This is a genomic window from Pseudomonas sp. P1_C12, from assembly GCF_056406435.1.
On sequence record NZ_JBFUAE010000006.1, the window covers coordinates 275,426 to 294,019 of the forward strand.

Consider the following 18,594-nt stretch of genomic DNA (forward strand, 5'->3'; position numbering starts at 1 on the left):
AAAACGCTACTTCAGCAGTTTTTGAAACTCCTCAACCGGCAACGGCTGACTGTGCAAATACCCTTGGTAGAAGTGACAATCCAGCCCCTGCAAGAACTCCAGTTGCTCCGCTGTTTCCACCCCTTCGGCAATCACTTTCAAGTCCAGGCTGTGGGCCATGGCGACGATGGCGCGGATGATCTCGGCGTCGTTCGGGTCGCTGGTGGCATCGCGGATGAACGACTTGTCGATTTTCAGGGTGTCGACCGGCAAGCGCTTGAGGTAGGTCAACGAGGAATAGCCGGTGCCGAAGTCGTCCATGGCGAAGCTCACGCCGAGTTTTTTCAGGCGGCGCATTTTGCTGATGGTGTCTTCCAGGTTCTGGATCACGATACCTTCGGTGATTTCCAGCTTCAGCAGGGAGCAGGGCAGGCCATAGCTGTTCAGGCTGTTTTCGACGCGCTCGACGAAGTCGTTCTGGCGGAACTGGCGCGGGCTGATGTTCACGCACAGGCTGAATCTTAGCGGGTCTATCAGGCCGTTTTCGATCAATTGCTTGAAGGCCTGGCAGGCTTCGTCGAGGATCCAGGTGCCGACTTCCAGAATCAGTCCGCTGTCTTCCAGTACCTTGATGAACTCGTTGGGTGACTGCGGGCCAAGCTCCGGATGATTCCAGCGTACCAGGGCCTCGGCACCGACGATGCGGTCGCCCCGGGCGTCGACCTGGGGTTGGTAATGCACGCGAAACTCGCCCCGGGAAAGCGCCAGGCGCAAGTCGGTTTCCATGCGCAGGCGTTCGCTCGCGGCCTTTTGCATGGTGTTGTGGTACATCTGCGCGGTATTGCGCCCCGAGTCCTTGGCGCGATAGAGCGCGATGTCGGCGCGCTTGAGCAGGTCGGTCGGGGTCGAACCGTGATCGGGGATCAGCGCAATGCCGATGCTTGGTGTCACTTGCAGGCGCTGGCCATCGAGGAACATCGGTTCGGACAGCAGTTCGCGGATGGTGTCGGCCAGTTGGCGTACCTGATCGCTGACCTCGCTGCGCGAGCCTTCGAGACCGCTGAGCAGTACCACGAATTCGTCACCGCCCAGGCGCGCAACGGTGTCTTCCATGCGCACGCTGGCCTCCAGGCGCGCGGTGATGATTTTCAGCACGGTATCGCCCACCGGATGCCCGAGGGAGTCGTTGATGTGCTTGAAATGGTCGAGGTCGAGGAACATCAGCGCGCCGCGCAGGTTATGCCGTTTGAGCAGGGCGATCTGCTGGCTCAGGCGGTCCATCAGTAATGCCCGATTGGGCAGGTTGGTCAGTGAGTCGTGGTAGGCCAGGTGGCGAATCTGCGCTTCGGCGTTTTTCAGCAGGCTGACGTCTCGCGCGGTCAACAGCAGGCAGGCGGTTTCGTTGAGGGTGATCGGCTCTACCGAGACTTCGACAGTGAGCAGTTCGCCGCGCTTGTTACGCCCGAGCATTTCCTGGTGATGAACCCGGCCCTTGATCTGCAATTCCGCCAGCAGCGCCGAGCGTTGTTTTTCTTCAGCCCAAATCCCCACCTGATACACCGTGCGGCCCACCACTTCTTCGGCGCGGTAGCCGGTCAGGCGGCAGAAGCCGTCGTTGACCTCCAGATAGCGCCCGGTGTCGCGCTCGGTGATGGTGATGGCGTCGGGGCTGGAGTGGAACGCCTTGGCGAATTTCTCTTCACTGGCCTTGAGCGCCGCTTCCGAGCGCTGTTGCTGGGTGATGTCGCGCAGCGTGGTGACAATGCAGGGCTGGTCGCCGACGCTGATCTGGCGGCTGGAAATCACGCAAGTCAGGACCTGTCCGTCCTTGTGCTGGACGAGAATGGCGACGTTGTTCAGGCCTTGTTCGCGGATCACTTGTTCGATCCGTCGCAGGCTTTTCGCTGAAGCGTCCCACAGGCCTATTTCGTCGGCGCTGCGGCCGATCACATCGGCGGTGCTCCAGCCGAAGGTCTGGGTGAAGCTGGAGTTGATTTCAATGAACTGGCCGCTGTCCTGGTGGGTGACGCAGATCGGGTCGGGGCTGACCTGGAACAGCGTGGCGAATTTCTCTTCGGAGGCCACCAGCCGTTGTTCGCGCTCCACCTGGTCGGTGATGTCGAGCAATGTGCCTGCCATGCGCACCGGCACGCCGTTGTCATCGCGGTAGAGGCGGGCGCGGCTTTCCAGGTAGCGCGAGCTGCCGTCAGGCAATTGCACGCGGTAGGTCAATTGATAGTTGCCGGCCGGGCCTTCACGCAGGCTGCGGTAAGCGTCGCGCATGGTGTCGCGTTCTTTGCCGGGCACGCCTTCGAAAAACTCGTCGAAGGACTCGTGAAAGGGTTTGGCGTCCAGGCCGTGCAGTTGGGCGGCCCGTGCCGATCCGTAGAGCATGCCGCTGGGAATGTGCCAGTCCCAGGTGCCGAGCTGCGCGGAGTCCAGGGCCAGGTCGAGGCGTTCCTGGCTGTCCTTGAGGGCATGTTCGGCGACTTTGCGTTCGGTGGTGTCCAGGAACGTGCTCAGTAGATAGGGCTGGCCTTCGAGCTCGACTTTTTGCGCACTGAGGATACCGTCATGGACCTGGCCATTGCTGGCGCGAAACTGCACTTCCATGCTCACCAGGTCGCCTTTGGCCTTGGTGGCCTTGACCAGGTCGGCCCGTTGCTCGGGATGCACCCACAGCCCCAGTTCCAGGGTGGTGCGGCCGATCGCGTTTTGTACCGGCCAACCGAACAGGCTTTCGAAATGCTGGTTGGCTTCGGAAATCAGGCCGTCTTCCTGGCGGGTCAGCAGGACCATGTTCGGGCACAGGTGAAACAGGGTGGCGAAGCGTTTTTCCGAGCTGCTCAACGCCTGCTCGCGCTGGCGCTGGTGGGTAATCTCGCGGATCACGCCGATCATCCGTGGCCTGCCGTGCTTGTCCGGCAACAGGCTGCCGTTGATTTCCAGCCAGTGCAGGCTGCCATCGGGCCAGCGGATGCGGTGATGCATCGCTTGCTCCAGTGGCGCGCCAGCGATGACCGCGTGGAAGGCGCGAAGGGTTTTCGCGCGATCTTCCGGAGGCAGCAGGTCGAGGTATTCCAGATCCGATGGCAATGGTTTGCGGGGGTCGAAGCCGAACAGCGCCTGCGTGCCCCGGGACCAACTGATCTGCCCGCGCTCGATGTCCCAATACCAGGCGCCCAGGCGCGCGCCGTTGAGCGCGGCCAGTAATTGCGAGGCACTTTCCCAGCTCTGTTCGGAGCTTTTCGGATCAAGTGCCTGAATTCGCGGCATCGGCGGAATACGGTCTACAGATTTCGGCATTGGCAAGCCTTGAGCTGAGTTTGGGCGTTTGTTGCAGGAATTCTCGGCTCTATAGGAGTAGCACAAGTTAGCCTTGAGTCCCTGGCGGATCGAGTTGAGCGTCCAGCAAGGCCATGAAGGCCCGCGCAGCATTCGACAGCGTCCTTTCCGTGTGCAGGATATAGCCTAGCTGGCGAGTGAGCTGTATGCCCGGCAAAGGTATGCGTGCTACCTGGTCATCGAGCATGGTGCGCGGCAAAACGCTCCAGGCCAGGCCAATCGAGACCATCATCTTGATGGTTTCCAGATAGTTGGTGCTCATGGCGATGTTTGGCGTCAGGCCCTGGGCTTCAAACAGCCGTTGCACAATGTGGTGGGTAAAGGTATTGCCGCCGGGGAAGACCGCCGGGTGCCGGGCGATGTCTGCCAGGCTGACCTTGCCGTTGTTGAGTAGAGAATGCTCCGGGGCGACCACGAAATCCAGCGGGTCGTTCCACACCGGGGTGGCCTTGACCAGCGCATGGGGCTCTGGCGCGAGGGTGATGACCGCCAGTTCGGCGCGACCATGGAGGATCTCCTCATAGGCTACTTCCGAATCGAGAAACTGGATATCCAGCGCCACCTCGGGATAACGTCGGGTGAACTCCCTTAATAAAGGCGGCAAGCGGTGCAGGCCGATGTGGTGACTGGTGGCCAGGGTCAGACGGCCGGTCACCTCGCCCGTGAGGTTGGTCAAGGCGCGGCGCGTATCATCGAGGACATTGAGAATCTGGTAGGCCCGCGGCAGCAGGGCGCGCCCGGCCTCGGTCAGGCCCACTTCACGACCCAGGCGATCGAACAGCCGCACCTTCAATTGCTGCTCCAGCCCGGCGATGCGTTTGCTGATGGCCGGCTGGGTCAGGTGCAGCCGTTCCCCGGCGCCGGAGAAGCTTCCGGTCTCGGCGATGGCAATAAAAGCATTGAGGTTGGCCAGGTCCATGGTTGTATTCCAGTTGGTTATCCAAAGCATAAAAAATATGAATTTGAGTTATTTAATGTAACCCCATAGGATCAGCCTCACAAGCCAAAGGGTTATTGAGACTTTCAAAACCCGGGGCATAGAAACAAGCTGATGAGGAACCGTCTGATGGCCGGCAAAACGCTCTACGACAAGCTCTGGGATTCGCATTTGGTCAAGCAGCGCGACGATGGCTCTGCGCTGATTTACATCGACCGTCACATCATCCACGAAGTGACCTCGCCGCAAGCCTTCGAAGGCCTGCGTCTGGCCGGGCGCAAGCCATGGCGCATCGATGCCAACATCGCGACCCCGGACCACAACGTACCGACCACGCCGGAGCGCAAGGGCGGCATCAACGCCATCGTTGACCAGGTCTCGCGTCTGCAAGTGCAGACTCTCGATGACAACTGCGATGAATACGGCATCGTCGAGTTCAAGATGAACGACGTTCGCCAGGGCATCGTCCACGTCATCGGCCCGGAGCAGGGCGCAACCTTGCCGGGCATGACCGTGGTCTGCGGCGACTCCCACACCTCGACCCACGGCGCATTCGGCGCGTTGGCGCACGGTATCGGTACTTCCGAGGTCGAGCATGTGCTCGCCACCCAGTGCCTGGTCGCCAAGAAAATGAAAAATATGCGGGTAGCGGTCGAAGGCCAGTTGCCGTTCGGCGTGACCGCCAAGGACATCGTGCTTGCCGTGATCGGCAAGATCGGCACCGCCGGCGGTAACGGCCACGCCATCGAGTTCGCCGGCAGCGCGATTCGCGACCTGTCCGTGGAAGGCCGCATGACCATCTGCAACATGTCCATCGAGGCCGGCGCTCGCGTAGGCCTGGTGGCCGCGGACGAAAAAACCGTGGCTTACGTCAAGGGCCGTCCTTTCGCACCGAAAGGCGCGGAGTGGGACCTGGCTGTTGAAGCCTGGAAAGACCTGGTTTCCGATGCCGACGCCGTCTTCGATACCGTTGTCGAACTCGATGCAGCCGACATCAAGCCACAAGTCAGCTGGGGCACCTCGCCGGAAATGGTCTTGGCTGTTGATCAGAACGTGCCGGATCCTGCGAAGGAAATGGACCTGGTCAAGCGCGACTCCATCGTCCGCGCCTTGAAATACATGGGGTTGACCGCCAACCAGGCGATCACCGACATTCAGCTCGACCGCGTGTTCATCGGTTCCTGCACCAACTCGCGGATCGAAGACCTGCGTGCGGCGGCCGTGATCGCCAAGGGCCGCAAAGTGGCCTCGACCATCAAGCAGGCCATCGTCGTGCCGGGCTCGGGTCTGGTGAAGGCCCAGGCCGAATCGGAAGGTCTGGACAAGATTTTCCTCGAAGCCGGATTCGAATGGCGTGAGCCGGGTTGCTCGATGTGCCTGGCGATGAACCCGGACCGTTTGGAAAGTGGCGAGCATTGCGCTTCGACCTCCAACCGTAACTTCGAAGGCCGTCAGGGCGCCGGTGGTCGTACCCACCTCGTCAGCCCGGCCATGGCCGCGGCCGCCGCGGTGAACGGTCGTTTCATCGACGTCCGTGAATTGATCCAGGGAGCGCAGTAAGCATGAGAGCATTTACCCAACATACTGGACTTGTCGCGCCTTTGGATCGTGCCAACGTCGACACCGACCAGATCATTCCGAAACAATTTCTGAAGTCGATCAAGCGCACGGGTTTTGGCCCGAACCTGTTCGATGAATGGCGTTACCTGGATGTGGGCCAGCCTTATCAGGACAACTCCAGGCGTCCGCTGAACAAGGACTTCGTCCTCAACGCCGAGCGTTACCAAGGTGCCAGTGTATTGCTGGCCCGCGAGAACTTCGGTTGCGGCTCCAGCCGTGAACACGCGCCGTGGGCGCTGGAAGAGTACGGTTTCCGCAGCATCATCGCGCCGAGCTATGCCGACATCTTCTTCAACAACAGCTTCAAGAACGGCTTGCTGCCGATCATCTTGAGCGATGCCGAAGTCGATGAGCTGTTCCAGCAGGTCGAGGCCAATCCGGGCTATCAATTGCAGGTCGATCTGCAAGCCCAGACCGTGACCCGACCTGATGGCAAGGTGTTGAGCTTCGAAATCGATGCCTTCCGCAAACACTGCCTGCTCAACGGCCTGGACGATATCGGCCTGACCTTGCAGGACGGCGATGCGATTGCGGTGTTTGAAGCCAAGCACCGGGCGAGCCAGCCTTGGTTGTTTCGTGACGCTTGATTGATCCGAGATTGATGTAGTCAGGGCGGGCCCCTTCGCTGGCAAGCCAGCTCCTACAGTTGAAACGCATTCCCCTGTAGGAGCTGGCTTGCCAGCGAAGAGGCCCGCCCAGACACCCCAAGACTCACCCCAAAAAAGGAAGTCCCCATGACCAGCACCGCCCGACACACCCAAGTAGTCCAGAAGCAATTCGGTGAACAGGCCTCGGCCTACCTGAGCAGCGCCGTACACGCTCAAGGCACTGAATTCGCGCTGCTACAGGCCGAGCTGGCCGGGCAGGGTGATGCCAGGGTCCTGGATCTGGGCTGCGGCGCCGGTCACGTGAGTTTTCACGTAGCCTCATTGGTGAAAGAAGTGGTGGCCTACGACCTGTCGCAGCAGATGCTCGACGTGGTGACCGCTGCCGCCGTCGATCGTGGTTTGAGCAACGTGTCCACGGTCAACGGTGCCGCCGAGCGCCTGCCGTTCGCCGATGGCGAATTCGATTTCGTCTTCAGCCGTTATTCGGCGCACCATTGGAGCGATCTCGGCGTGGCGTTGCGGGAAGTGCGCCGGGTGTTGAAACCGGGCGGTGTAGCGGCGTTCGTCGACGTATTGTCACCGGGTAGCCCGCTGTTCGACACTTACCTGCAAAGCGTCGAAGTGCTGCGCGACACCAGCCATGTGCGCGATTATTCCGCCGGCGAGTGGTTGCGCCAGGTCAGCGAGGCGGGGCTGCACACCCGCAGTACCACTCGTCAGCGCCTGCGTCTGGAGTACAACAGCTGGGTCGAGCGCATGCGCACACCTGAAGTGATGCGCGCGGCGATCCGCGCGTTGCAGCAGTCGATGGGCAACGAAGTACGCGAATATTTCGAGATTGAGGCCGATGGTTCGTTCAGTACCGATGTATTGGTGCTGATGGCTGAACGATAAGCTTTGAAAGATAAGCTCTGAAAAAAAAGCACCGAGCGATAGACTTTTTCCGGGAGCGCCGCAGGGCGCACCGACTGATGACATGAGGAACGCATGAGCAAGCAGATTCTGATTCTCCCAGGTGACGGTATTGGCCCGGAAATCATGGCCGAAGCGGTCAAGGTGCTGGAGCTGGCCAGCGACAAGTTCGCCCTGGGCTTCGAGCTGAGCCACGACGTGATCGGCGGCGCTGCCATCGACAAGCACGGCGTGCCGCTGGCCGATGAGACCCTGGAGCGTGCCCGCGCGGCCGACGCCGTGTTGCTGGGTGCCGTTGGCGGCCCGAAATGGGATGCCATCGAACGTGACATCCGCCCTGAGCGCGGCCTGCTGAAAATCCGTGCGCAACTGGGCCTGTTCGGCAACCTGCGCCCGGCGATCCTGTACCCGCAACTGGCCGAGGCTTCCAGCCTGAAGCCGGAAATCGTGGCCGGCCTGGACATCCTGATCGTCCGTGAGCTGACCGGCGGCATCTACTTCGGCGCGCCACGCGGTACCCGTACCCTGGAAAACGGCGAGCGTCAGTCCTATGACACCCTGCCGTACAGCGAAAGCGAAATTCGTCGTATCGCCCGTGTCGGTTTCGACATGGCCATGGTCCGTGGCAAGAAGCTGTGCTCGGTGGACAAGGCCAACGTACTGGCCTCCAGCCAGCTGTGGCGTGAAGTGGTCGAACAAGTGGCCAAGGATTATCCTGAAGTCGAACTGAGCCACATGTACGTCGACAACGCCGCGATGCAGCTGGTGCGCGCACCGAAGCAGTTCGACGTGATCGTCACCGACAACATGTTCGGCGACATCCTGTCCGACCAGGCCTCGATGCTCACCGGTTCCATCGGCATGCTGCCGTCGGCGTCCCTGGACACCAACAACAAAGGCATGTACGAGCCGTGCCACGGTTCGGCGCCGGACATCGCGGGCAAGGGCATCGCCAACCCGTTGGCGACCATTTTGTCGGTGTCGATGATGCTGCGTTACAGCTTCAACCAGCAGGCCGCGGCCGATGCCATCGAGAAAGCCGTCAGCCTGGTGCTGGATCAGGGCTTGCGCACCGGCGACATCTGGTCGGCAGGTTGCACTAAAGTCGGTACGCAGGAAATGGGTGACGCAGTAGTCGCCGCGCTGCGGAATCTGTAATCTCTCGGGCCCGCTGCCAAATTCAAGACAAGGCAGCGGCCCACATTTCAAGAAGGTGTAGTTGCGATGAAACGTGTAGGTCTGATCGGTTGGCGCGGTATGGTCGGTTCCGTGCTCATGCAGCGGATGCTGGAAGAGCAGGATTTCGATCTTATCGAGCCGGTGTTTTTCACCACTTCCAATGTCGGTGGCCAAGGCCCGTCCGTGGGCAAGGACATTGCTCCGCTCAAGGACGCTTACAGCATTGAAGAGCTGAAAACCCTCGACGTGATTCTGACCTGCCAGGGTGGCGACTACACCAGCGAAGTATTCCCCAAGCTGCGTGAAGCCGGCTGGCAGGGTTACTGGATCGACGCCGCTTCCAGCCTGCGCATGCAGGATGACGCGGTGATCGTTCTGGACCCGGTCAACCGCAAGGTGATCGACCAGCAGCTGGACGCGGGCACCAAGAACTACATCGGCGGCAACTGCACCGTCAGCCTGATGCTGATGGGTCTGGGTGGCCTGTTCGAAGCCGGTCTGGTGGAGTGGATGAGCGCCATGACCTATCAGGCGGCCTCCGGTGCCGGCGCGCAGAACATGCGTGAACTGATCAAGCAGATGGGCGCGACCCACGCCGCTGTTGCCGATCAACTGGCCGATCCGGCCAGCGCGATCCTCGACATCGACCGTCGTGTTGCCGAAGCCATGCGCAGCGACGCGTACCCGACCGAAAACTTCGGCGTACCGCTGGCCGGCAGCCTGATCCCGTGGATCGACAAGGAACTGCCGAACGGCCAGAGCCGCGAAGAGTGGAAGGCCCAGGCCGAGACCAACAAGATCCTCGGTCGTTTCAAGAGCCCGATCCCGGTCGATGGCATCTGCGTACGCATTGGCGCCATGCGCTGCCACAGCCAGGCGCTGACCATCAAGCTGAACAAAGACGTACCGATCGCTGATATCGAAGGGTTGATCAGCCAGCACAACCCTTGGGTCAAGCTGGTACCGAACAGCCGTGAGACCAGCATTCAGGAGCTGAGCCCGAACAAGGTCACCGGCACCCTGAACATCCCGGTTGGACGTCTGCGCAAGCTGAACATGGGTTCGCAGTTCGTCGGCGCGTTCACTGTTGGCGACCAGTTGCTGTGGGGCGCGGCCGAACCGCTGCGCCGCATGCTGCGGATCCTGCTCGAGCGTTGATCGGTTGATGCAATGAAAGAACCCGTGCCTTGAGAGAGGTGCGGGTTTTTTTATCCTTGTAGGAGCGAGCTTGCTCGCGATGAGGCCGGCACGAACACCACAAATCTCCCGCCGAATTGCCTGCATCCCCACCACCCGGTAAAGTGCCGCTCCCCCCGTTTCGCCAGAGGTCAAACCATGAGCCAGTCCATTGATATTGCCGTGATCGGCGCCACCGGTACTGTCGGCGAAACGCTCGTGCAGATTCTCGAAGAGCGCGATTTCCCGATCGGCACCCTTCATCTGTTGGCCAGCAGCGAATCGGCCGGCAGTTCCGTACCGTTTCGCGGCAAGAATGTGCGGGTGCGGGAAGTCGATGAGTTCGACTTCAGCAAGGTGCAGCTTGGGTTTTTCGTGGCCGGCCCGGCGGTTTCGTTGAGTTTTGCTTCCCGCGCGATCGATGCCGGATGCTCGGTGATCGATCTCTCCGGTGCCTTGCCGGCCGAAAAGGCGCCGCAGGTCGTGCCTGAGGCCAACGCTCAGGTGTTGGCCGGCTTGAAAAAACCGTTTCAGGTCAGCAGTCCAAGTCCGTCGGCCACCACGCTGGCGGTGGTGCTCGCGCCGCTGATGGATTTGCTCGATTTGCAGCGCATCAGCCTGACCGCCAGCCTGGCGGTATCGGCCCAGGGCCGCGAAGCCGTGAGCGAGCTGGCGCGGCAAACCGCCGAACTGCTGAATGTGCGGCCGCTGGAGCCGAAATTCTTTGATCGGCAGATGGCCTTCAACCTGTTGGCCCAGGTCGGCAAACCGGATGAGCAAGGTCATACATTGCTGGAAAAACGCCTGGTGCGTGAGCTGCGCCAGGTCATGGCGCGGCCGTCATTGAAGATTTCCGTCACATGCATTCAAGCCCCGGTGTTTTTTGGCGATAGCTATAGCGTGACCCTGCAGTCCGCGAATGAAATCGACCTGGCGAAAATCAATGCGGCCCTGGAAGACGCACCCGGCATCGAGCTGGTGGAAGCCGGCGATTACCCGACCCCGGTGGGCGATGCGGTAGGGCAGGATGTGGTCTACGTCGGTCGGGTTCGCCAGGGTATCGACGACCCGTCGGAACTTAATCTGTGGCTGACGTCAGATAACGTACGCAAAGGCGCCGCGCTCAACGCGGTGCAGCTGGCCGAGTTGTTGCTTAAAGACCTGCTGTAAAAGATACTTTGCAACAATTTGTCGAATGATTACGCGCGACGACCCTCGCCGTTGCGCGCAATGCCTTACGGCAGCGACTATCAATATCTTCTCGCTGGCCGAGGAATGTTCAAACTAAGGATGTGCTAATGGTTCAAGTTCGCAAACTGGTGTTAGCAATAGCGGCCGCCTCGGCGCTGTCCTCCGGTATGGCGCATGCCCTCGGGCTCGGGGAGTTGACCCTGAAATCGACGCTCAACCAGCCGCTGGTAGCGGAAATCGAGCTGCTCGATGTCAAGGATCTCACCGCCGCCGAAGTGGTGCCGAGCCTGGCCTCACCAGACGATTTCGCCAAGGCCGGTGTCGACCGCCAGGCGTTTCTCAACGACTTGACCTTCACCCCGGTGCTTAACGCCAGCGGCAAAAGCATCCTGCGCGTGACCTCCAGCAAACCACTCTCCGAACCCATGGTGAAGTTCCTGGTTCAGGTCATGTGGCCGAACGGTCGTTTGCTGCGCGACTACAGTGTATTGCTCGATCCGTCCAAATTCTCGCCGCAAACCGCTGAAGCGGCTGCGCAACCAACGTCAACGGTTGCCGCGCCCGTCACCGGTGCGACCAAAGCGTCCCAATACACCACCACACCGCGCGATACCCTGTGGGAAATCGCCGCGAAGGCGCGTAATGGCGGTTCGATCCAGCAAACCATGCTCGCCATCCAGGCGCTGAACCCGGACGCCTTCATTGACGGCAATATCAACCGCTTGAAAACCGGCCAGGTGCTGCGCCTGCCGGACCAGGTGCAGAGCGCGGGCCTGCCGCAAGCCAAGGCCATTGCCGAAGTGGCTGCACAGAACACCGCATGGCGCCAGGGGCGTCGCTACGTGGCCAAACCCGGGGCAGGGCAGCAACAGCTCGACGCTACCAATCGCGCTCGCACCGATGGTGCGCCCGCTCAAGCGGCCACCGACAAACTGAGCCTGGTTTCTGCCGAGTCCGGCAAGAACCGTGGCAAAGGGGCCGCTGGAGATGCCACGGCCCTCAGCAACAAGCTGGCGATGACCCAGGAAAGCCTCGATACCAGTCGTCGTGATAACGCCGAACTGAAAAGTCGCATGACCGACCTGCAAAGCCAGGTGGACAAGCTGCAGCGCCTGATCGAGTTGAAGAACAATCAACTGGCCAAGTTGCAAACCGAGGGCGCTGCGGGTGCACCAGCGGCTGCGACAGCTCCGGCGATGTCGGCCGAGCTGGCTGCCAACCCGGCAGCGCCTGCTGCGCCTGCTCCGGCTGAAACTGCAGCAGTGGTCACCGCGCCAGAGGCAACTGCGGCAGCATCCGACGATCAGAAATTCAATGAGTTGCTGAGCAATCCGGTGCTGCTGGGCCTGGTGGGTGGCGGTGCGGTGGTTCTGCTGCTCTTGCTGCTGTTGCTGGCGCGCCGCCGCAAAGCCCGGCAAGAAGCCGAAAAGCATATGCGCATGGCCCGTGCCTTGGCTGAAGAACAGCCGTTCTCGGCCGATTTCGACTTGCCGGAAACCAGCTTCGAAGGCCTGGAAGTTCCATCGCCGAGCGTGAAGCTGGCGACTGCCCCGACGCCTGCTCCCGCGCCAGCGCCGGTGGTTGCCCCGGTCGTGATGACCACGCCGATCGCCGCGCCATTGGTGGCGCCGGCTGCCGAGCGTTCCGACGATGTGCTGGGCCAGGCTCAGTCGCACATCAATGCCGGTCGCCTGAACCAGGCTGCCGCGTTGCTGGAGGACGGCGTCAAGCAAGAGCCGAAGCGCAGCGACTTGCGCTTGAAACTGATGGAAGTCTACGGCCAGCAAGGCGACCGCGATGCGTTCGTCGGCCAGGAGCGTCAGTTGGTGGCCAATGGCGACAACTTCGCCCAGGTTGAAAAGCTCAAAAGCCGCTTCCCGGCCATGGCGCTGGTGGCTGCCGGTGGCATCGCCGCAGCCGCCGTTGCTGCCGAGCTGGATGCGCAATACGTCAAGGACCTGTTGCTCGATGAGCCGCAAGCACCGGCGCCAGAGCCGGTGCCAGCGCCGTTCGAGGATGACCTCGACAGCGCCTTCGACCTGAGCCTGGATGATCTGGACGCGATCACGCCTGTGGCGCCTGCGCCTGCACCTGCGCCGGAGCCTGAAGTGACGGCGCTGGCGGACCTGGACGAGTTCCCGCTGGATGACGATCTGAGTTTTGAGTCGGTGTTGCAGCAACAGACTGAAATCAAGGAAAACCTCGACGACCTGTCGGACTTCGATCTCGACCTGGATCTCGGTGCGCAACCGTCGCCGGCGATACTGGCTGAAGACGATTTCCTGCTGGATCTGGACGAAGGCGTGAAGGATTTTCCGGTCGCTGAAACCCCGGCTGTTCCTGAGGTCGCGCTGGATGACCTGGAATTGCCGGCCGATTTCGATCTGTCGCTGGCCGACGAAATGGACGCACCGGATGCGTTCGCGGCTGAGCTGGATGATGTCAACGCCGAGCTGGAGAGCCTGTCCAGCAGCATCGGCGAACCGACCTTCACCGAAGCAGATGCCGCGCTGGGCGACGATGATGACTTCGACTTCCTCTCGGGTACTGACGAAGCCGCTACCAAGCTCGATCTGGCTCAGGCCTATATCGACATGGGCGACAGCGATGGCGCTCGCGACATCCTCAATGAGGTGGTGAGCGAAGGCAGTGTCGAGCAGAAGAGCGAAGCCGAGGAAATGCTTTCGCGCCTGGCTTGAGTTTCCGGTAGGTTGTAAACAGAGCGGCAGCCCATTGAGGCTGCCGTTTTTGTTTGGCTGGTGTGCGTTGGTGACTGTGAAATTGCTTTCGCGGGCAAGCCCGCTCCTACAGTGATTTATGTCGCCCACAGAACCCTGTAGGAGCGGGCTTGCCCGCGAAAGGGCCGGAACAGTCAAAGGAGATCTCTCTGGCATCCCCGCCCGGCGGCCTTATAATGCCCGCCTTTGGTACATCAGCAGGCTGTCTCTCCTTGGCAAATATAGATAACCCGGCCGCCGAAATGGCAGCCGACGGCTTTTTCCGGATCGCGCTGGGCGTCGAATACAAAGGCTCGCGCTACCGCGGCTGGCAGCGCCAGGCGTCCGGGGTGCTGACCGTGCAGGAAACCCTCGAAAACGCCTTGTCCAAAGTCGCCGACTCACCCGTTTCGCTGATGTGCGCCGGGCGTACCGACGCCGGGGTGCATGCCTGCGGACAGGTGGTGCATTTCGACACCCAGGTCGAGCGTTCGATGAAGGCCTGGACCATGGGCGCCAACATCAACTTGCCCCACGACGTCAGTGTCAGTTGGGCCAAGGTCATGCCGGCGCATTTCCATGCACGGTTCAAGGCCATCGCCCGGCGTTATCGCTACGTGATCTACAACGATCAGATCCGCCCGGCGCACCTGAACGAAGAAGTGACCTGGAACCACCGTCCGCTGGACGTCGAGCGCATGGCCGAGGCCGCCCAGTACCTGCTCGGTACCCATGATTTCAGCGCGTTTCGCGCCGGCCAGTGCCAGGCCAAGTCACCGATCAAGGAACTGCATCATCTGCGCGTCACCCGTCACGGCAAGATGATCGTGCTGGATATTCGTGCCAGCGCCTTCCTGCATCACATGGTGCGTAACATTGCCGGCGTGCTGATGACCATCGGCGCCGGAGAGCGTCCGGTGGAGTGGATGAAAGAGGTGCTGGAGAGCCGGATTCGGCGGACCGGTGGCGTGACGGCGCATCCGTTCGGGTTGTATCTGGTGCAGGTCGAGTACCGTGACGAGTTCCAATTGCCCGAGCGTTACATCGGTCCACACTTCCTGACCGGTTTCTCGGAACTTGGCGGCTGACGCCCTCGAATGCTTTTGTTACCATCCGGGACTTTCCCGGATTTGTCTTGGAGTTGTGTCGACATGTCAGCCGTTCGCAGCAAGATCTGTGGGATTACCCGCATGGAAGATGCGTTGGCAGCCGTCGAGGCCGGGGCGGATGCCATCGGATTCGTGTTCTACGCCAAAAGCCCTCGCGCGGTGACGTTCCAGCAGGCGCGCTCGATCATCAAGGCGCTGCCGCCGTTCGTGACCACCGTGGGCTTGTTCGTCAATGCGAGCCGTTGCGAATTGGGTGAAATTCTCGACGCGGTGCCCCTGGACCTGCTGCAATTTCACGGCGATGAAAGCGCGGCCGAGTGCGAAGGTTGGCATCGCCCGTACATCAAGGCGCTGCGGGTCAAGGCGGGTGATGACATCGCCGCGGCCTGTGATGCCTATGCCAGTGCCAGCGGCATCTTGCTCGATACCTATGTCGAAGGCGTTCCCGGAGGAACCGGTGAGGCATTTGACTGGTCACTGATACCGCAAGGCCTGAGCAAGCCGATCATTCTGGCGGGCGGTCTGACGCCGGGCAACGTCGCCGAAGCGGTTGCGCGCGTTCGACCTTACGCCGTGGATGTCAGCGGCGGGGTAGAGGCGAGCAAGGGCATCAAGGATCACGCAAAGATTCAGGCATTTATCAAAGCGGTACGCGGTAGCACCTGTTGATGTGACGGCTGGCAGACTGCCGCCGTCCACTGCACTGTAAAAAGCGGATGCACTGCACACAGCAGGTAGATCCGAGGGTTTGTGGTTGCACGCAGGTCATGTTTCGCGCTGACCGTGGCAGTCCATCGACCGTCGCCGCACACATGAATTTAGCGCTAGGGCATACACGGGGCCGCGAACCAGAGCGTTCGGGCCGCCGGTACTGGAGAAAGAAAGCATGAGCAACTGGTTAGTAGACAAACTGATCCCTTCGATCATGCGTTCCGAGGTCAAGAAGAGCTCGGTGCCTGAAGGTCTTTGGCACAAATGCCCGTCTTGCGAGGCTGTGCTTTATCGCCCGGAATTGGAAAAGACCCTGGACGTTTGCCCCAAGTGCAATCATCACATGCGTATCGGCGCCCGCGCCCGTATCGACATCTTCCTCGACGTTGAAGGCCGTACCGAGCTGGGTGCAGACCTGGAACCGGTTGACCGTCTGAAATTCCGCGACGGCAAGAAGTACAAGGACCGCCTGACCGCTGCACAAAAGCAGACCGGCGAAAAAGACGCGCTGGTTTCCATGAGCGGCACTTTGCTGGGCATGCCGGTCGTGGTTTCGGCGTTCGAGTTTTCCTTCATGGGCGGTTCGATGGGCGCCATCGTCGGTGAACGTTTCGTTCGTGCCGCCAACTACGCCCTGGAAAAACGTTGCCCGATGATCTGCTTCGCCGCTTCCGGCGGTGCGCGGATGCAGGAAGCGCTGATTTCCCTGATGCAAATGGCCAAGACCTCTGCGGTGCTGGCGCGTCTGCGTGAAGAAGGCATCCCGTTCATCTCTGTGCTGACCGATCCGGTCTACGGCGGCGTTTCCGCCAGTCTGGCGATGCTGGGCGACGTGATTGTCGGTGAGCCGAAGGCGTTGATCGGTTTTGCCGGTCCGCGTGTGATCGAGCAAACCGTGCGTGAAAAACTGCCGGAAGGCTTCCAGCGCAGCGAGTTCCTGCTGGAGCACGGTGCCATCGACATGATCATCGATCGTCAGGAGCTGCGTCCGCGTCTGGGCAATCTGTTGGCGCAAATGATGGGGCTGCCGACGCCGACGTTCGTTGCTGCACCCATCGAGCCGATCGTGGTTCCGCCGGTGCCAGCCAGCCTATGATCGAACGTACCCTTGGCGAATGGCTCGCCTACCTCGAGCAGTTGCACCCTTCGGCCATCGACATGGGCCTGGAGCGGTCGCAGCAGGTAGCGTCCCGCATGGGACTGGGCAAGCCGGCGCCTCGGGTGATTACGGTCACCGGGACCAACGGCAAGGGTTCCACCTGTGCGTTCGTGGCGTCCTTGCTGCGAGCCCAGGGCTTGAGCGTGGGGGTTTACAACTCCCCACACCTGCTGCGTTACAACGAGCGGGTGCAGCTCAATGGTGTCGAAGCCACGGACGCCGAGCTGTGCGAGGCCTTTGCTGCGGTAGAGGCCGGGCGCGGTGATACTTCCCTTACATACTTCGAAATGGGCACCCTGGCGGCGTTCTGGCTGTTCCAGCGCTCAGGGCTCGATGCGGTGGTGCTGGAAGTCGGTCTGGGCGGTCGCCTGGATACGGTCAACGTGGTGGACGCCGACGTGGCGCTGGTCACCAGTATTGGCGTCGATCATGCGGATTACCTCGGTGATACCCGTGAGTCCGTGGCCTTCGAGAAGGCCGGTATTTTCCGTCAGGGCGCGCCTGCGCTCTGCGGCGATCTGAATCCTCCACAACCGTTGCTGGACAAGGCGCGCGAGCTCAAATGCCCGTTTTTCCTGCGTGGGCGCGATTTTGATCTCGGCGTCACCGATCACAACTGGCAGTGGCGTGGTGTCGATGCGCAAGGGCGTGCGGTTGAACTGCGCGACCTGCCACTGCTCGATCTGCCGATGGAAAACGCTGCGCTGGCGTTGCAGGCGTACCTGCTGCTCGGCTTGCCTTGGGTGGATGCGCAGATTATCGAGGCGCTGCGGGCAACGAAGGTGGTCGGTCGTCTGGATCGCCGTGAGTTCGAGTGGCAAGGCAAGCGCTTGAATCTATTGCTGGATGTGGGGCATAACCCGCATGCGGCGGAGTATCTGGCGCGTCGCTTGGCCAGTCGTCCGCCGGTCGGCAAGCGTCTGGCGGTGTTCGGTCTGCTGGCGGACAAGGATCTGGATGGTGTTGTCGGCGAATTGAATGCTAGTGTCCAGCACTGGGCCGTAGCACCTCTGGATTCGCCTCGGGCGCGTCCGGTTGCGGATTTGCACGATGCGTTGCAAGGTCTTGGTGCGTCGGTCACGCCCTACGAAAGTGTCGCGGCCGCCCTGGAAGGGCAGTGCGCGCAGGCCACGAGCGACGACGAAATCCTGTTGTTCGGATCATTTTATTGTGTCGCCGAGGCCCTTGAATGGCTGGCCCGGCGCTCCACGGAGGACGCGGCGAATGGCATTGCTGGATAAGGCATACAAGCAGCGCATGGTTGGCGCCCTGGTGTTGGTCGCGCTGGCGGTGATTTTTCTGCCGATGCTGTTTTCCCGCCAGGATGAACAGCGCCGGGTGACAGTCGAAGCGCCTGCGGCTCCGCAGGCGCCTGTGATGCCCCAGGTACAGGTCGAGCCCGTGGTGGTGCCCGAGCCGCAAGCCTTGCCTCAGGAGCCCGTGCCGAGCGATGAGGAAATCGCCCAGCAGGAATTGGCGGTGCCAACTGCGCCGGTGGTTCCAGCGCATGCGGCTCCAGCGCCAGCGGCCAAACCGGCTGCGCCCGCGCCGGTCCCGGCTTTGGCGGCCAAGCCTGCGACAGCGCCTGCTCAGCCGATCACGGCGGCACCGGGCAAGCCGGACACCACGCAAAGCCGTGTCGATGCCAATGGCTTGTCTGTCAGTTGGTCGGTGCAACTGGCCAGCCTGTCGAGTCGTGAAAGCGCGGAAAAGCTTCAGAAAACCCTGCGCAGCCAGGGTTACAACGCCTACATTCGTACCGCCGACGGCAAAAACCGGGTGTTTGTCGGGCCGCTGATCGAGCGCGCCGAAGCCGACCGGCTGCGTGACTTATTGAACCGCCAGCAGAATCTCAAGGGGTTTGTCGTGCGCTTTCAACCGGAACGTGGCTAAAACTATCGCCCCGATATGAAATGCACTGACAATAGCAGCTTACCGATAAGCATGGGCT

Annotated in this window: 14 protein-coding genes; 12 read left to right on the forward strand and 2 right to left on the reverse strand. The window is 61.2% G+C overall.

Annotation, left to right across the window (positions count from 1 at the left end; all coding sequences use genetic code 11):
- Window positions 1-6 precede the first annotated feature (6 nt).
- Together AC1D19_RS13540 and AC1D19_RS13545 are read right to left on the reverse strand one after the other, a co-directional pair.
- Window positions 7-3,285 carry a sensor domain-containing protein gene (locus tag AC1D19_RS13540; protein WP_477760701.1) on the reverse strand — a complete coding sequence of 1,093 codons (3,279 nt, stop codon included), beginning with the start codon at window positions 3,283-3,285 and terminating at the stop codon, window positions 7-9.
- Between the two features lie 67 nt (window positions 3,286-3,352).
- A complete protein-coding gene (locus AC1D19_RS13545; RefSeq protein ID WP_477763508.1) occupies window positions 3,353-4,243 on the reverse strand; it encodes a LysR family transcriptional regulator in 891 nt (296 codons plus the stop codon).
- 147 nt (window positions 4,244-4,390) lie between these two features.
- On the opposite strand from AC1D19_RS13545, the gene leuC reads away from it, so the two are divergent.
- The 12 genes from leuC to AC1D19_RS13605 all read left to right on the forward strand — a co-directional run bounded on the left by leuC (window position 4,391) and on the right by AC1D19_RS13605 (window position 18,536).
- Complete coding sequence (gene leuC, locus AC1D19_RS13550; RefSeq protein ID WP_477763509.1) at window positions 4,391-5,821, forward strand: 3-isopropylmalate dehydratase large subunit; 1,431 nt, start codon at window positions 4,391-4,393, stop codon at window positions 5,819-5,821.
- A 2-nt stretch (window positions 5,822-5,823) separates the two neighbouring features.
- Complete coding sequence (leuD, locus tag AC1D19_RS13555; protein ID WP_477763510.1) at window positions 5,824-6,468, forward strand: 3-isopropylmalate dehydratase small subunit; 645 nt, start codon at window positions 5,824-5,826, stop codon at window positions 6,466-6,468.
- A 147-nt stretch (window positions 6,469-6,615) separates the two neighbouring features.
- Complete coding sequence (locus AC1D19_RS13560; protein ID WP_477763511.1) at window positions 6,616-7,383, forward strand: class I SAM-dependent methyltransferase; 768 nt, start codon at window positions 6,616-6,618, stop codon at window positions 7,381-7,383.
- 93 nt (window positions 7,384-7,476) lie between these two features.
- A complete protein-coding gene (gene leuB / locus AC1D19_RS13565; protein ID WP_007997553.1) occupies window positions 7,477-8,559 on the forward strand; it encodes a 3-isopropylmalate dehydrogenase in 1,083 nt (360 codons plus the stop codon).
- Window positions 8,560-8,625: 66 nt separating this feature from the next.
- Window positions 8,626-9,738 (forward strand): aspartate-semialdehyde dehydrogenase, encoded by a 1,113-nt coding sequence (asd, locus tag AC1D19_RS13570; RefSeq protein ID WP_007975660.1) that lies wholly within the window; start codon window positions 8,626-8,628, stop codon window positions 9,736-9,738.
- 177 nt (window positions 9,739-9,915) lie between these two features.
- A complete protein-coding gene (locus tag AC1D19_RS13575) occupies window positions 9,916-10,926 on the forward strand; it encodes an aspartate-semialdehyde dehydrogenase (RefSeq protein WP_477763512.1) in 1,011 nt (336 codons plus the stop codon).
- A gap of 128 nt (window positions 10,927-11,054) precedes the next feature.
- Window positions 11,055-13,646, forward strand: a complete 2,592-nt coding sequence (locus tag AC1D19_RS13580) for a motility hub landmark protein FimV (protein ID WP_477763513.1) — start codon at window positions 11,055-11,057, stop codon at window positions 13,644-13,646.
- A gap of 281 nt (window positions 13,647-13,927) precedes the next feature.
- A complete protein-coding gene (truA, locus tag AC1D19_RS13585) occupies window positions 13,928-14,752 on the forward strand; it encodes a tRNA pseudouridine(38-40) synthase TruA (RefSeq protein WP_095943676.1) in 825 nt (274 codons plus the stop codon).
- 63 nt (window positions 14,753-14,815) lie between these two features.
- On the forward strand, window positions 14,816-15,442 hold the full coding sequence (locus AC1D19_RS13590) for a phosphoribosylanthranilate isomerase (protein WP_477753996.1): 627 nt from the start codon (window positions 14,816-14,818) through the stop codon (window positions 15,440-15,442).
- Window positions 15,443-15,659: 217 nt separating this feature from the next.
- A complete protein-coding gene (gene accD, locus AC1D19_RS13595; protein WP_477753997.1) occupies window positions 15,660-16,580 on the forward strand; it encodes an acetyl-CoA carboxylase, carboxyltransferase subunit beta in 921 nt (306 codons plus the stop codon).
- A complete protein-coding gene (folC, locus tag AC1D19_RS13600; protein WP_477763514.1) occupies window positions 16,577-17,884 on the forward strand; it encodes a bifunctional tetrahydrofolate synthase/dihydrofolate synthase in 1,308 nt (435 codons plus the stop codon). Before accD ends, folC begins: the two co-directional genes overlap by 4 nt.
- Entirely contained in the window at window positions 17,868-18,536 is a 669-nt protein-coding gene (locus AC1D19_RS13605; protein ID WP_477763515.1) for an SPOR domain-containing protein, read from the forward strand. Before folC ends, AC1D19_RS13605 begins: the two co-directional genes overlap by 17 nt.
- Window positions 18,537-18,594: the final 58 nt, after the last annotated feature.